The sequence below is a fragment of the Dolichospermum sp. FACHB-1250 genome, from assembly GCF_014696335.1.
Lineage (GTDB): Bacteria > Cyanobacteriota > Cyanobacteriia > Cyanobacteriales > Nostocaceae > Dolichospermum > Dolichospermum planctonicum.
Window position 1 is genome coordinate 46402 of sequence record NZ_JACJPZ010000027.1, and the last position, 17893, is coordinate 64294.

Sequence of the window (17893 nt, forward strand, 5' to 3'; positions counted from 1 at the left end):
GGGAATTAACCTTAAACCTGCTCCTGTGTGACAGAAAATCCTTAAAATCAGACAAAATAAAACATTCTCAAGAGTAGCTAATTAAATCAGAACTGAAAAAGGTAAAAGTAGTTGGGAACTCTATCTGATGATAGAAACCAAATATTATCATTATTTTAACTACTTATTAACTATATCTTAATTTATCCATACTATCGTAAGTGTATTAATAATAGGAAAGAAAAATTGTCTAATTTCTAATGGGCAAATTTTCGACATAAATACAACTGAATAAATACAACTGAAAAACTGACAAGAATTCTCAGGTGACATGATCACTTTGGTAACTAGACTATTAAAGGAGATTCTAGTATGGCAGTTTTCGCGGGCGACATTGCTTTTCTTGGGGTAAATTCTACCAATCCTGATCAATTTGCAATTCTTGCATTAAAACCAATTGCTGCTGGTGATACATTCTATGTTACCGATGGTGGTATTACTGGAAATGGGGGAGCCGCATCGAGTTTTTTCCGTCCGAGCGAAGGTTTTCTACAGTATACCGCACCTACGGGGGGAATCGCTGCTGGCAGCGTACTCCTAATCAATGCTGGTGATAGTAGCACCACCCCCCCAACCCCATCATCCGTGGCACGCAATGGTGGAGGTAGTGCTGGTGCGGTGACGCTATTACCTAATCCCAACAATGCGACGAATAACTTTAGCTTTTCTACTAGCGGAGACTCACTCACAGCCTACACTGTTAGCAGTGGTACGCACTTCACTGGTACACCCAATCTGATTGCGTTTATAGGCTTTGGTATTTCCCCCTATGGCGCTGGTTCTGCACAATCATCCAGTACACCAACGATTCCTGGCGGTCAAGTTCTTGTCCTCGACAATTTGGACAATGCTATTTTTACTAATGCCGCAAACGCCTATTTACAGAATATCAGCACTCTGAGTACCGCCAGTAACTTTACGGCTAGAAACTCGACGGTTGTTGATTTGACTACACTCTCTTCCGGCAACATTTCACTTCTACCAACTGTTAACCTATCTGTAAGTGCCAACACGGGAACGGAAGCAGGTACAACAGTTATCACTGTCACGGCTACAGCTTCTAGTGCTGTTTCTGGTGATCAAACGGTTAACTTAGCTGTTACCGGAACAGGTATCACTACTGGAGATTATACTCTCAGTAATAGCACTATCACTATTCCCAATGGTGCAACGGTTGGGACTGTCACTTTTACAGTTGTTGATGATGTTTTAGTGGAAGGAACGGAAACCGCGATTTTGAGTATTAGCAGTCTTTCTAGTGGATTGACTTTAGGTAGCGCCACTAGTCAAAATATCGTTATCACGGATAATGATGTGATTGCAAATCCCATGGTTAACCTCTCGGTAAGTGCCAACAGGGGAACGGAAGTAGGGACAACGGTTATCACTGTTACTGCTACAGCTTCTAGTGCTGTTTCTGGTGATGAAACGGTTAACTTAGATGTTACTGGAATAGGTATCACTACTGGAGATTATACTCTTAGTAATAGCATTATCACTATTCTTAATGGTGCGATCGCTGGGACTGTCACTTTTACGGTTGTTGATGATGTTTTAGTGGAAGGAACGGAAACTGGGATTTTAAGTATTGGCAGTGCTTCTAGTGGTCTGACTTTAGGTAGCACTATTAGTCAAAATATCGTTATCACTGATGATGACGTTGCTGTTACTAAAATTAGCGCTATTCAAGGTGGTGGTGCAACGGCGGCGTTGACGGGAATTCAAACTATTGAAGGTATTGTGACTCGCGCTTTCTTTGGTGCTACTAAACTTAATGGCTTTTATGTTCAAGAGGAAGACGCTGATACTGATGGTAATGCTGCTACTTCGGAAGCTATTTTTGTTTATGATCCATCAGGATTATTTACGGGTAATGTCGGTGATCAGGTCAGAATTACGGGAACTGTTGGGGAATTTATTACTACTAGCGGGTCTAATATTAGCAGTTTAACCCAATTATTTAATTTAACGAGTGTTGTTAATCTGGGAGCAGGTACGTTACCGACGGTGGTTAATGTCCAGTTACCTAATGGCAATTTAGAAGGCTATGAGGGGATGTTGGTTAATTTGAGTGCTGGTAGTGGCAGCCTCACGGTGACTGAGTATTATCAATTGGGTCGTTATGGGCAAGTTCTGCTTTCGGCTATGGGTTCTAGTAATCAGCCGGGTACGGATGCTAGGTTAGATCAATATACTCAATTCAATGCTCCCAGTGTCAGCGGTTATGCTACTTATTTGGCGGATATTGCTGCTCGCAAGATCTATCTTGATGATGGTAGTGCTGTTCAAAACCCAGACCCGATTATTTTTGGTCGTGGTGGTAATCCTTTAAGTGCGATTAATACTCTGCGCGGTGGTGATACTGTTGCTAGTATCACGGGTATTTTAGACCAGCGTTATGAGGGGTATCGCATCCAAACTACAGATGGGGTTAATTTTACTCCGGGTGGAGGTTTGGGTGGAGGTTTGGGTGGAGGTTTGGGTGGAGGTTTGGGTGGAGGTTTGGGTGGAGGTTTGGGTGGAGGTTTGGGCGAACGGCCGTTCGCCCCTACGGTTGGTGGTACTCTGAGGGTGGCTAGTTTTAATGTTCTTAATTATTTCAATGATTTGGATACGAATGTTAATATCAATACTAATGGATTGAGTTTTGAGCCTCGTGGTGCTAATACTGTTATTGAGTTAACTCGTCAATTGAATAAGATTGTCCAAGCCATTATTACTTCTGGTGCTGATGTTTTGGGTTTGATGGAATTGGAAAACAATGGCTATGGTGCTAATGGCGCTATTCAAGGTTTAATCACTGGACTCAATGGGGTTGCTGGTGCGGGTAGTTACAGTTTTATTAGTTCTAGTACAAGATTGGGGACTGATGCTATTACTGTGGGTTTGATTTACAAGTCTAGTCAGGTTACTCCTTATGGTGCTGCTGCTACTTTACCCGATGGCTTTGGTACTGGTGCTTTTGATTTGGTGGGACGTAAACCTTTAGCGCAGACTTTCCAACAAAACTCTAATGGTGAATTATTTACTGCTGTTGTTAATCACTTTAAGTCTAAAGGTTCTAGTTCTGGTGGTGTTGGTGATGCTGATGCTGGTGATGGTCAAGGTTTATCTAATGGTACTCGCACCCGTCAGTCCCAGGATTTAGCGGCATGGTTGGCTACTAAGCCTACTGGGGTTGATGATGGTGATTATCTGTTGTTGGGTGATTTCAATGCTTATGCTCAAGAAGACCCTCTGACTACATTAGCGATCGCTGGATATAATAATCTTCTGCCTAATACTTCCTATTCTTATGTTTTTGATGGCCAGTTAGGTTCTCTTGATCATGCTTTAGCTACTAGTAGTCTAGCTGCACAGGTATCTGGTGTGGAAATATGGCACATTAATGCTGATGAGCCTAGCGTGTTAGACTATAATGTTGAATTTAAGTCTGTAGGTCAAGTTACTAGCTTGTACAGTCCTGACCAATTCCGCTCTTCTGATCATGATCCGGTAATTGTGGGATTGAATCTTAATTCTGCTCCTACTAATATCACTTTAACTGCTACTAGCATTAATGAGAATGTACCTGCCAATAGCGTTGTAGGTACTCTTGCAACTATTGATTTTAACAATGGTGATACTTTTACCTATAGTTTGGGCGAACAAGGGTTCGCTTCTACGGGTGTAAATGACAATGCAGCTTTCACAATTAACAGCAATCAATTACTCATTAACACTTCACTAGATTTTGAAGCCAAGTCTAGTTATAGCATTGTTGTCCGTTCCACAGATCAAAGTGGATTTTACACTGATAAATTGTTCACAATTAACGTTAATAATATGAACGACTCCGCCACTATTAATGGCAACAGTACCCTGAGCATTACTGAAGGAACTAATATTAATGCCGGTAAACTAACCGCCTCCGGTACGTTAACGGTTGTAGATCAAGATGCTGGTGAAAATAAATTTGCTACTACTGTCGTTTCTGCTAATGGCAATTTGGGTGGTTTGACAATTACAGAAGCGGGAGTATTTAGCTATAGTGTTAATAATAGTGCGGTGCAGTATTTAAATGCTGGTCAAAGCAAAGTTGATACTTTTACTGTCACATCTTTAGATGGTACGGCCAGCCGAAATATCAGCATTACCATTAATGGTATCAACTTAGCTACAACGGTGGATTTGTCTACTTATGTCCGGGTGGGACGATACGATTTACCTGAACCTACTCGCACTACTGCACCCACTAATAGCTTATTAGCTCAGGAAGTCTCTGCTGTGACTTATAACTGGGATACAGATACGCTGTTTGTTGTTGGAGATGGCAGTACATCAATTGTACAGGTATCAAAAACAGGGCAGTTAATCAATTCCATGACCCTAGCTCCCGGTAATAGTCCCCAAGGTACAGACTTTTATGATGTTGAAGGGCTTACTTATATTGGTAATGGCAAGTTCGTCTTAATTGAAGAACGAGACAGACAGGCCCATTTGTTTACTTATACCCCTGGAAGCACTCTGACTAAAGCTAATGCTCAAACTGTTAAGCTGGGGACAACTATTGACAATATCGGTATAGAAGGGATTTCTTGGGACCCCCAAAGTGGTGGATTTATTGGGGTGAAGGAGAAACAACCGGCAGGTATTTTCCAAACTACTATTGATTTTGCTGCGGGGACGGCTAGTAATGGTTCTCCTACTACGGTTAATTCGATAAACCTTTTTGATCCGGTGTTGGCCAATCTTTTAGATTTTGCTGATGTTTATGCTTTGTCTAATTTATCGTCTTTGAATGGACAACCGGATTATAGCCGCTTATTAGTTTTGAGCCAAGAGTCTGGCAAGGTTGTCAGTATTGACCGCTCTGGTAATGTCTCCAGTTCATTAAAAATTACTGCTGATTCTGGTAATCCAGTTTCGGTTGTTGACCAAGGCCATGAGGGATTAACTATGGATAAGAATGGTTATCTCTATGTGGTGAGCGAAAATGGTGGTGGTGGTATTAATTATCCTCAACTTTGGGTTTATGCACCTTCAACTGTTCCTAATCAAGCCCCGACTGGTTTGGTTCTGGATAATAGGGTGATAGCGATCGCTGAAAACACTAGTACCATCGCTGCTGTTAAAGTAGCTGATATTACTATTATTGATGATGGATTAGGAATAAATACTCTGAGTTTGAGTGGAGCAGATGCTAGTTTCTTTGAAGTTAATGACACTGCATTGTACATGAAAGCTGGTACTACTTTGGACTATGAAACTAAAACTAGTTACAGTGTTACTGTTAATGTAGATGATGCTACTCTTGGTAACAATCCCGATGCAATTGCCAATTTTACATTGGCTGTTACTGATATCGTCAATGAAATACCCACCTTACCGGCTCTGATTATCTCGGAAGTATCACCCTGGAGCAGTAGTAATAGTGTCTATACTGCTGATTGGTTTGAGGTGACAAATATTGGTACTAGTGCTGTAGATATTACTGGTTGGAAGATGGATGATAATTCCAATTCTTTCGCTAGTTCTGTAGCCCTGAATGGTGTTACTAGTATTGCTCCTGGGCAGTCGGTGATTTTCTTAGAAACTGCTACACCTGACGCTACTATATCTGCATTCAAAACCGCTTGGTTTGGTACTAATGTTCCCAGTGGTTTAACTATTGGTAGTTATACAGGTATTGGCGTAGGACTAAGTACCGGAGGCGATGCTGTGAATCTGTTTAATGCCAATGGTACGAGAATCACAGGTGTTAGTTTTGGTGGGTCTACCACTTATACAACTTTCGACAATGCTGCTGGCTTGGGTAGTACCACCCTACCTCTGCCAACAGTGTCAAATATAAGCGCTGTCGGAGTTAGGGGAGGGTTTTTATCCCTTAATAACGCGCTGAATGTTACATCTAAAGAAATTGGTTCACCAGGAAGGATTAACAACATGAATAATCTCGCAAGTATTAGTGGTAACGGCAATGTCACTATTAAGGAAGGAACTAATGTTAATGCTGGTAAGTTAACTGCTTCGGGTATGTTAACGGTTACAGATGAAGATGCTGGTGAAAATAAGTTTGCCACTACTGTTGTTTCTGCTAATGGTAATTTAGGTAGTTTGACGATTACGGAAACTGGAGCGTTTAGCTATAGCGTTGATAATAGTGCTGTACAGTATTTAGGTGCAGGTCAAAGCAAAATAGACTCTTTTACTGTTACTTCTTTTGATGGTACAGCTACTCAAAATATAGCGATCGCTATTAACGGAGTTACGGCTGGATTTACAGGGGTAGCTGCTGGAGATGCTACGGCTAATAGTGCTATACTCTGGACTCGTACTTTTGACGCTGCTAATACAAGCACCCAACCTGGTGTTACCCAAAATGTGACTCTGCAATTGTCTACTGATGCTAATTTTACTACTATAGTCAGGTCAATTAGTGGAGTAACCCGGGATGCGAACCGTGACTATACTCTGAAAATAGATGCTACGGGTTTACAGAGTGGGACAAAATATTATTACCGCTTCCAAACAACTGCTGGGGAATTGAGTCAAGTAGGGACGTTTAGAACTGCTTATGATGCTACAACCCAAGCACCTGTGAAATTTGCTTTTAGTGGAGATGCGGACGGTCTGATGCGACCCTACATTTCTACCCAAAATTTCCCTAATTTGAATTTAGACTTTTTCATGTTCTTGGGGGACACAATTTATGGAGCGGCAAGTGCTGGATCTCCGGCAGCAACTACTAATATTGTTGGTAATCCTGGTCAAGCTTTGGCTGATTACCAACGTAAATATTTAGAAAATCTCCGGTCTGTCAATAGTGGCGGTTTTTCTGGTTTAAAAGGTCTGTATAGTTCTCAAGGCAATTACACTGCGCTAGATAACCATGAATTAGGGAACAGACAATTAATCAATGGTGGCGCACCGGGGGCTTTAGCTGCTGTATCTGGTAATGGTTCTAGTAATACGGTAGATGATGTCAATACAACAGGTGTATTTATTAACCAAAATCCTGGTTTTAAAGCTCTGATTCAAGCATACTCTGATTACCAACCGATTAGAGAGCGTGTAATTTCTGCTCCTACTGATTCTCGCACTAATGGTACACAACAGCTTTATTTAGCTCAACAATGGGGTAAGAATGTTATTCATATCAATACAGACACTCGCAGTTACCGTGATGTGCGGTTAAAGACTGCTACTGGTGCTGATGATACGGGTTCTCGTGCTGATAATAGCGATCGCACAATGCTAGGAGATACTCAACTGGCTTGGTTGAAGCAAACTTTGTTAGACGCGCAAAATAATGGCACGATTTGGAAGTTTGTCAGTGTATCTAGTCCTATAGATCAAATTGGTGCTATTGGTTCTGGTTTGGATAGTGGTAAGTCATGGATTGGTGGTTATCGGGCTGAACGTAATGAGTTGCTCAAGTTTATTGCTGACAATGGCATCAAAAACGTGGTGTTTTTATCTGCTGATGACCACCAAAATCGTATCAATGAAATAACTTACACTGATAATGGTGTGGTTAAGGTTTTACCCAATGCTTTATCAATTGTAGGCGGACCGCTAGGGGCTACTGGACCTGATACTATTACTAACCATAGTTTTGCTAATATCCAGTCTTTAGCGAATAATCTTGCTAACAGTCAGATAGCAGCAGGGGTCAATCCAGTGGGTTTAGATGCTAATTTCCCTGGCTTAAGAAATGTGTGGCGTGAGAATGACACCAATCCTTCACGAATCGAACCTGTTGATTTCTATTCTCCCAACACTTTCAATTACACTGTTTTTGATGTTTCTGCTGATGGTAAAACGTTGAATGTGAATGTGCAAGGGGTTAATTCTTATGCTGTAAACACATTCCCAGAACCATCTGCTGCTAATCCAGTCCGCTCAATTCTCAGTTTTAGTATTGATGCTGCTGTTCCTTTGTTTAACTTTAGTACCGCCAACTACACGGTTGCAGAGGGTGGTACTTCTGGTTTTTCTAATGCCACGGTGCGAGTAACCCGTGAAGGAGATGTATCTGGTACAAATTCGGTGCAATTGCAATTGAGTGGTGGTACTGCCAAAGGTAGTGCTGCTGCTCCGACGGTGGACATAAGCCAAGGACTGAGCAGTTCTGCTACTTCTTATATTATCCCGACTACACCAGGCTCTGGTGTTAGTTTGAGATCTATCCTCACGGTTGGGGATTCGGTTAACAACAAACCTGATGGCACACCCTATAGAATGGTTGGTATTCCCGATGGTTTGGGGGCTTTTGATAATGGTGATGGGACTTTCACTTTGTTGATGAACCATGAAATAGGCAGTACATCTGGAATTGTCCGCGCCCATGGCGGTAAAGGTGCTTTTGTTTCCAAGTGGGTAATCAATAAATCGGATTTATCGGTGGTCAATGGTAGCGATTTAACCCAGACGGTATATGTATGGAATGGTACTAACTTTGCTCAAAGCACCACTACAGTATTTAGTCGTTTCTGCGCTGGGGATTTAGCTGCGGTTTCTGCTTTTTACAATAGTGCTACGGGACTCGGTAGTACGGCACGTATTTATTTGAATGGCGAGGAAAGCGGAGCCGAAGGTCGTGCTTTTGCTCATATTGCTACTGGTACAAGTGCTGGTACAACTTATGAATTGCCTTATTTAGGTAAATTCAGTTGGGAAAATACTGTTGCTAGTCCGACTCTTAGTAATAAGACGGTAGTAGCTGGACTAGATGACTCTGGGGGTGGTCAAGTTTACTTCTACGTTGGCGATAAAACCAACACAGGAACGGAGATTGACAAAGCGGGATTAAACAACGGTAAGCTGTATGGAATTGCTGTTACTGGATTAGCAAGCGAAACTAATACAACTAACTTAGCGTTGGGAAGCAGATTTACATTGGCGGACTTAGGCAAGGTTCAAAATACAACAGGGGCAGTACTGGAAACCGGGAGTGTAGCGGCTGGGGTTACGGCTTTCTTACGTCCTGAAGATGGACATTGGGATCCATCTAACCTGAGAGATTTCTACTTTGTCACTACTAATTCATTTAGTAGTCCTAGTCGCTTGTGGAGACTGCGCTTTGATGATCCAACTAATCCAGAGTTAGGCGGTACTATTGAGGCGGTTCTGGATGGTACTGAAGGACAGAAGATGTTGGATAATATGACCATAGACAAGTATGGTAACATCCTGCTTCAGGAGGATGTGGGGAACAATGCCCATATTGGCAAAATTTGGCAGTATAACATTGCCACCGACACCTTGAAATTAATAGCGCAACATGACCCAAATCGCTTCCTTTCTGGTGGTTCTAACTTTTTGACTCAAGATGAGGAATCATCGGGGATTATTGATGCTCAAGATATTCTTGGACCTGGTTGGTTTTTGCTTGATACTCAGGCACACTACAGTATTACTGGGGAATTGGTACAGGGTGGACAATTACAGGCACTTTTTAATCCTGATACTTACAAAGCTTACCAAACGGACTATATCAACAGTGCCATTACTGTTACTTTTGCACCGGGTGAAAGTTATAAGGATGTACAGATTCCGATTGCGGGCGATAATGTGATTGAGTTTAGCGAAACTGTCAATCTGAGTTTGGTAAACTCCAGTGGTGGCACATCTGTAGGTACACAGCAACCCACAGCAGTCCTGACTATTGCTGATTTTAACCAAGCGCCGACTAATTTAATTCTCAGCACTAGTACAGTTGCGGAAAATCAAACGGATGGTGTAATTGGTAATCTAACTAGCACGGACTTAAATACAGGTGACACTTTTACTTATAGCTTAGTTACAGGGGATGGTGACACTGACAATAGTTTATTTGCCATTGTTGATAATCAACTTATAGCTAATACTGTATTTGATTTTGAAGCCCAAGCAAGTTACAGCATTAGAGTCAAAACTGAGGATCAAGGTGGGTTATTCTTTGAGAAGGCTTTAACTATTAACGTTAATGACGTTAATGAAGCACCGACGGATTTGTTTTATGATAATACTACTGACACTACTGCAATTGATGAAGGACAGACAGATGGTGTAGTTGGTAATCTCATCAGTACAGACTCAGATACAGGAAACACTTTTACTTATAGCTTAGTTACAGGGGATGGTGACACTGATAATAGTTTATTTGCCATTGTTGATAATCAACTTATAGCTAATACTGTATTTGACTTTGAAAGCCAAACAAGTTACAGCATTAGAGTCAAAACTGAGGATCAAGGTGGGTTATTCTTTGAGAAGGCTTTAACTATTAACGTTAATGACGTTAATGAAGCACCGACGGATTTGTTTTATGATAATACTACTGACACTACTGCAATTGATGAAGGACAGACAGATGGTGTAGTTGGTAATCTCATCAGTACAGACTCAGATACAGGAAACACTTTTACTTATAGCTTAGTTACAGGGGATGGTGACACTGATAATAGTTTATTTGCCATTGTTGATAATCAACTTATAGCTAATACTGTATTTGACTTTGAAAGCCAAACAAGTTACAGCATTAGAGTCAAAACTGAGGATCAAGGTGGGTTATTCTTTGAGAAGGCTTTAACTATTAACGTTAATGACGTTAATGAAGCACCGACGGATTTGTTTTATGATAATACTACTGACACTACTGCAATTGATGAAGGTCAACCCAGTGGTACAGTGGTTGGTAATCTCATCAGTACAGACCCAGATACAGGTGACACTTTTACCTATAGCTTAGTTGCAGGGGATGGTGATATTGATAACAGTGCTTTCACTATTAGTGGAAATCAACTGCAAATTAACGCTTCTCCAGATTTTGAATCTCAATCCAGTTACAGCATCCGGGTGAGAACTAGCGATAATGATGGTTTGACTTTTGAGAAGGTTTTGACTATCAACGTTAATGACCTCAACGAAATCATTGGTAATGCTGGTAACAATAATCTTGTGGGGACTGCAAATAACGATTACATTGATGGCAAAGCTGGTAACGATACTCTCAACGGTGGTGCTGGAGTAGATATCCTGGTTGGTGGTACAGGAAATGACATTTACATAATTGATACAAACACTGACACCATCATTGAATATCTGAATGAAGGTACGGATTTAGTCCAATCATCTGTTAGTTACGGTCTGGGTAACAATGTAGAAAGAGTTACTCTTACTGGCGGCGGTAATATCAATGCTACTGGTAATAGTTTAAGTAACAACCTCACAGGTAATAGTGGGAATAACATCCTGGATGGTGGTGCTGGTAATGATACTTTGATTGGTGGTTTAGGAGATGACACTTATGTTGTTGACAGCATAGGTGATGTAGTAACGGAATTAGCTAATCAAGGTACGGATTTAGTCCAATCATTTGTTATTTACACTCTGAGTGCCAATGTGGAAAACCTGACTCTCACGGGAATAAATAACATTAACGGTATTGGTAACAGTCTGGATAACACTATTACAGGTAACAGCGGTAATAATATCCTCAATGGTGGTACTGGTAAGGACACTCTTGTTGGTGCGGTGGGCAATGATACTTACATTGTTGACAACGTACTTGATGTAGTTACGGAAGCGTTGAATGAAGGTGCGGACTTGGTCCAATCATCTGTTACTTATTCTCTGAGTGCCAATATGGAAAACCTGACTCTCACCGGCACGGCTAACATTAACGGTACTGGCAACGGCTTGGATAATACTATTACAGGTAACAGTGGTAATAATATCCTCAATGGTGGAATTGGTGCAGATGCTCTGATTGGTGGTGTGGGTAATGATAGTTTGGTTGGTGGTGCGGGTGATGATACTTATTTGTTTTCTATTACCACAACTAGCTTAGGTGTTGACTCCATTACGGAAGCAGTTGATGGTGGTCAAGATACTATTGACTTCACTGGTACAACCGCAGCAATCCGCTTAAATCTAGGCGTTACTACTACTCAAACTCTGGTTGCTAATGGTTCAAAACTGACATTGAATGCTGCGAATGCTATGGAAAATGTGATTGCTGGTGCTGGAGCAGATAGAATTATCGGCAATGACTTAGATAACCGCTTGGTTGGTGGTGCTGGTAATGATGTTCTGGTTGGTGGTGCTGGTAATGATGTTTTGACTGGTGGGGCTGGTAATGACGTTTTGACTGGTGGTGCTGGTAATGATGTCTTTAGCTTGGTGGGGAATGCTGCGTTTACTGTAGCTAGTCAAGGTGTAGATACTATCCAAGATTTTGGTGTCGGTAGTGACCAAATATTGTTGAGTAAGTCTGTATTCGCTTCTTTGACTAGTGTGGTAAATGAGTTGGCTGTGGTTGAAGATGATGATTTGGCAGGTACTAGTAATGGGCTGATTGTCTATAGCTTTAGCAGTGGTAGTCTTTACTATAACCAAAATGGTGCGGCTGCGGGCTTTGGTGCTGGTGGTGAGTTTGCTATTCTCGCTACTGTTCCTACTCTGACTGCTAGTAATTTCTCTCTTGTTTGATGAGTAATTGGTTTACTTAATCAGTGCTTTCTGAGGTGGGGATGATTTTTAGGTGGCGATTCTTAGGTTGTGCGATCGCGCTATCATCTCCCACTTTTTTTTGTTTGATGCTGAAAAACTGCTAAATTTTTTTTTAACGGTAGAAGCAGAAGACTTTAGCTAACAACTGGCAACTAAAAATTAGAATTTCACAAGAATTTGATAAATTAATACATAATTTGCAACAATTAGGGAAACATTAGTTTGAGTTATGATCCAGAAGCAAATGCCCGACGGTGGAGAGTTAATTAATTGAGTTGTTTCGGCAGCATAAGGAGAAATATTTCTGGCTAAAGCTGACTTTTTACTCTGTGTGGAAGTTGATGAGGGAGTGGTTTGGAGATTTAGAAATGATTGCTGTTGGTGGTTTTAGTCTGTTGACTGGTTTTATGAATGAAGTAGATTACAAGATTTATTTGAACTTTTGCTTTATGGTGTTATGTTTTTCTGTGATTCTCGACTGGCATCACGGATGATTGTACTACTTTCTATAGAGTTTAATCTGTGGGATTTTTTTAAAATAACTTACTGTTTTTATGATTGCTGCTACTGTACTAGTGAGTTGTGCAAGGTGCTGGAAATTTATTATATAGATAAATACTTATGATCAAAATCAAGAAATTTAGGAAATAGATAAATTGTTCTTAACTTGTTGTGGTGGCTGTTTTTAACATACGTATGATTATCTAAGTGTTACTTGCAAAAACTAAATTAAGCGATTAAGAGGTTTTATGACAACAGGTAATCATGTTATTTTCATGCACCCAGATGGAACTAGTCCATCTCATTATGCTTTTGCAAGATTTGTAGATAAGGGTCCTGATGGACGGTTGAATTGGGACAAGATGTCTAATGCTGGTGTGTATCTGGGTCATATGGAAGACCAGTTGGGCGGCACATCTAATGCTGGTGCTGTGACTCACGCTACGGGTGTTAAGGTTTATGCGGAGTCTTTTGGTTATGAATTAGGGAATTTAGCGATTACATCTCTTTCTGGGACTACCAAAACTATTGTTGAAGAAGCTAGAGATGCAGGTAAGGTTACTGCTTTAGTTCAATCTGGGGCGATTTATGAGCCTGGTACTGCTGCTTTTGTTGCTAAGACTCAGCAAATTACTAACGCTAATGGAAGTATCACTGTACCTCGCGCTCAAGCTGCGGAAATTGCCAGACAGGTAATTAACTCAGGTGTTGACTTTATCATGGGTGGTGGTGAACTGAATCTTTTGCCGGTTGGTACAAATGGTTTTCACGGTACTGCGGCTCAACTCGATGCTTTAAGCACTAATTCTTTAATACGCCCTACGGAAAACTTGATTGAACTGGCAAAGAGTAAAGGTTATACGGTTGTTTACAATGAGGACCAACTCAATGCTTTGCTGGCTTTGCCTGTAGCTCCAACTAAAGTGTTGGGTGTATTTGCACCTGTTCATACTTTTAATGATCGCCCTGAGGAGGTTTTAGCGGCGAACAATTTACCACTATATGTGGCTACGGCACCGACTATTGCTGAGATGCTGAGTGTAACTCAGAAGTTGATGGAAAAACACCCTAATTTCCAGAATGGTTCTATTGCTATTGTGGAGGAGGAAGGTACGGACAATTTCGGGAATAATAACAATGCTGCTGGGACTTTAGAGGGATTGCGCCGTACGGATGCGGCTATTGGTGTAGCAATGGACTTTATTAATAAGTATCCCAATACTTTGATGGTGACTGCTGCTGATAGTGATGCTGGTGGTTTACAAGTAGTTGATCCTCGTATTCCTGGAACAAGTTTAGGTAATATTAATAATAATCCGACTACGACTGCTCGCAATGTACCTTTAGACGGTCAAACGGGAGCTAATACTTTACCTTTTGTCGCTGCGACTGATGCTGATGGTGATGTGTTTGGGTTTGGTGTTGCTTGGGCGGGTACACCGGATTTTAGTGGTTCAATTGTTTCTAAAGCTCATGGCCTTAATGCAGATAAATTACCTGCTACTTTAGACAATACTAAGATTTATGAGTTGATGTACGAGACTCTGTTTAATGTTGAATTGGTATCTCGGAATCCTGACCCCACACCTGCTCCCAAGGCTACCAAGTTAACTGGGAATGTGATTTTTATCCATCCAGATGGTACTAGTCCTTCTCATTACATGACAACCCGTAATGTTGATTTAGGTCCTGATGGTAGGCTCAACTGGGATAAGATGTCAAATGCTGGTGTCTATTTAGGACACATGGAAAACCAGTTAACTGGTACTTCCAATGCCGGGGCTGTCACTCATGCTAATGGTGTGAAGGTATTCAATGAGTCTTTTGGCTTGAATGAAGACCAATCTATGATTACTCCTGCTTCTGGTAAAGTTGGCTACACAATTTTGGAAGAGGCGATCGCTGCTGGTAAAGCAACTGCTCTTATTCAATCGGGTCATATTGGTGAGCCTGGAACGGCCGCTTTTGCTGCTGCCACTACTAATCGTGTTGGCAATAACATCCGCGCCCGTGAGAAGACGGCTGAAATTGCTGAACAGGTAATTCGCTCTGGCACTCAAGTCATCATGGCGGGGGGTGAGGTTTATCTACTACCTAAGGGTACTACTGGCTTCCACGTTACTGCCGAAATTGATGCTGCTTTTGCTGATGCTGAAGATCGCCCCACTACTAACCTGATTGATTTAGCAAAGTCTTTGGGTTATAGTGTGGTTTACACGGAAGAGCAAATGAATACTGCTGTGGCAAGTGCGACTGCTTCTACGAAGTTACTGGGAGTTTTTGCTGCTAACCACACTTTTAATGATCGCACTGAAGAAGCACTAGGACTCAATAGTGCCAATCCTCAGCCTTTATATTTAGCTACTGCGCCCACGGTGGCAGAGATGCTGGATGCGTCTTTAAAAATCCTCAGTCAAGACTCTGATGGTTTCTTTGTGGTAGTGGAGGAGGAAGGTAGCGACAACTTTGCGAATAACAATAATGCAGTTGGCACTATTGAAGCTGTTCGCCGGGCTGATGCAGCGATCGGTGTAGCCATGGATTACGTCAACACTCAAGACCCTAATACTTTGGTGATTACAGCTGCAGATAGCGATGCTGGCGGATTGCAAGTATTCCAATTTGAGCCTTACACCCGTCCCGCTGGCAACTTTACCCCCAACAACCCCGCACTGGCAAATACTGAGCCTAGTGCGCCATTTATTCGTGTTAACCCCACTACAACTAATACGAATCAGGCAGTTTTGGATGGTGTTAACGGCAGCACAGGTACAGCAGAAGCACCTTGGAAACCCTTTGCAGCTAAAAGCAGCATAGATGGAGCGATGGGTAACTTCGGTGTAGCTTGGGTCGGTACTCCTGATTTCCCCGGTAGCATTGTTGCCAAAGCCTATGGGATGAATGCCGAAAAGTTGCCTAGCACCTTGGACAATACCGTAATCTATGACCTCATGTACCAAACCATGTTTGGTGTCTACAATCTAATCAATGGTACAAGTGGTAACAATAGTCTCACAGCCACTACTAACCCAGATCGAATTTTGGGTAATGGAGGTAATGATACTATCACTTCAACTATTGCTAACGCCGGACAAAATGACCTTTTCGATGGTGGCATAGGCACAGATACCTTAGTAATATCTGGAGGAACAGCGTCAACCGCTTTAACATTGAATGTTGCCAATATTGCCAATACTAGCAATCAATTAAGCGGTATTTCTGGACTGGTAGTTCAAAACTTTGAGAGCTTCGATTTTGCTACCTTCTTGGGAACTCTCAACGCTACTGGTAGCACAGGCAATGACACTATTACTGCTGGTGCTGGTAACGATACCCTTGATGGTGGTGCAGGAACAAATACTCTACGAGGTGGTTTTGGTAATGATACTTATATCATTAGTACCTTAACTAATACCATTACTGAAGCTGCTAATGCGGGAATAGATACTGTTCGATCATCTGTAACTTACACGCTGGCAACCAATGTAGAAAACCTAGTTCTTACAGGAACTACCGACCTGAATGGAACTGGTAATACCCTCAATAACACCCTGACTGGCAACAGTGGTAATAACACCCTCAATGGTGGTACTGGAGCAGATGCCCTGATTGGTGGTGCAGGTAACGACACTTATATTGTTGACAACGCAGGTGATGTGATTACGGAAGCAAATGGTGAAGGTAGAGATTTAGTACAATCATCTGTTACTTACACTCTGAGCGAAAATGTAGAAAACCTGACCCTGACTGGAAATACAGCCATTAACGGCACTGGAAACGGACTAGATAACACCATCACAGGTAACAGTGGTGATAACACCCTTGATGGTGGTACAGGAAATGATACCCTGATTGGTGGTGCCGGTAACGACACTTTGCTGGGTGGTACAGGAAATGATACCCTGATTGGTGGTGCCGGTAACGACACTTTGCTGGGTGGTACAGGAAATGATACTTATTTGTTCTCCATTACCACAACTAGCCTCGGTGCTGACACCATTACAGAAGCAGTAGTAGGTGGTCAAGATACCATTGACTTCACTGGTACAACCGCAGCAATCCGCCTAAATCTAGGCATTACCACTACTCAAACCCTGGTTACTAATGGTTCAAAACTGACATTAACTGCCGCCAATGCCATGGAAAACGTGATTGCTGGTGCTGGAGCAGATAGAATTATCGGCAATGACCTAGATAACCGCTTGGTTGGTGGTGCTGGTAATGACATTCTGACTGGTGGTGCTGGTAATGATACTCTGGTTGGTGGCGCTGGTAATGACATTCTGACTGGTGGTGCTGGTAATGATGTCTTCGGCTTTGAAGGCAATGTTGCGTTCACTGTAGCTAGTCAAGGTCTAGATACTATCCAAGACTTTGGTATCGGTAGTGACCAAATATCGTTGAGTAAGTCTGTATTCGCTTCTGTTACCAGTGTTGTCGGTCAAGGATTCAGCGTAGCAAGCGAGTTTGCTGTGGTTGAAGATGATGTTTTGGCGGGTACTAGTAACGGGCTGATTGTTTATAGCTCTAGCAGTGGTAGTCTTTACTACAACCAAAATGGCGCGGCTGCGGGCTTTGGTACTGGTGGTGAGTTTGCTATTCTCGCTACTGTTCCCACTCTGACTGCTAGTAATTTCTCTCTTGTTTAATGAGTAATTGGTTCACTTAATCAGTGACTCTGAGGTGGGGGATGATAGTGCGATCGCGCTATCATCCCCCACTTTTTTTGTTTGACACTGAAAAACTGCTAAAATCTTTTTTAGCCCACATTCCGCACCCCAAACTGTCACAGAGGTAAATTACGTAGAGAAAAAATTAAAGAGAGCATCAAAACAAACATATAAAGTGAAAAAAGGCATTTGAGAAACAGTAAATC

The 17893-nt window shown here is 41.9% G+C and carries 2 protein-coding genes and 1 pseudogene; all 3 read left to right on the forward strand.

Annotated features, from left to right (window positions below):
- Positions 1–351: 351 nt before the first annotated feature.
- The 3 genes and pseudogenes from H6F39_RS20715 to H6F39_RS11575 all read left to right on the forward strand — a co-directional run bounded on the left by H6F39_RS20715 (position 352) and on the right by H6F39_RS11575 (position 17666).
- Entirely contained in the window at positions 352–12495 is a 12144-nt protein-coding gene (locus H6F39_RS20715; protein WP_242028639.1) for an ExeM/NucH family extracellular endonuclease, read from the forward strand.
- Between the two features lie 316 nt (positions 12496–12811).
- Positions 12812–12941, forward strand: a pseudogene (gene sat / locus H6F39_RS21160) (sulfate adenylyltransferase); the annotation flags it as partial.
- Between the two features lie 324 nt (positions 12942–13265).
- Positions 13266–17666, forward strand: coding sequence for an alkaline phosphatase (locus tag H6F39_RS11575; protein WP_190396746.1), 4401 nt, complete (start codon positions 13266–13268; stop codon positions 17664–17666).
- Positions 17667–17893: the final 227 nt, after the last annotated feature.

Excerpts from the sequence above, each read along its gene's own strand:
- H6F39_RS20715 (WP_242028639.1), top strand. The coding sequence starts at position 352 with ATGGCAGTTTTCGCGGGCGACATTGCTTTTCTTGGGGTAAATTCTACC.
- H6F39_RS11575 (WP_190396746.1), top strand. The coding sequence starts at position 13,266 with ATGACAACAGGTAATCATGTTATTTTCATGCACCCAGATGGAACTAGT.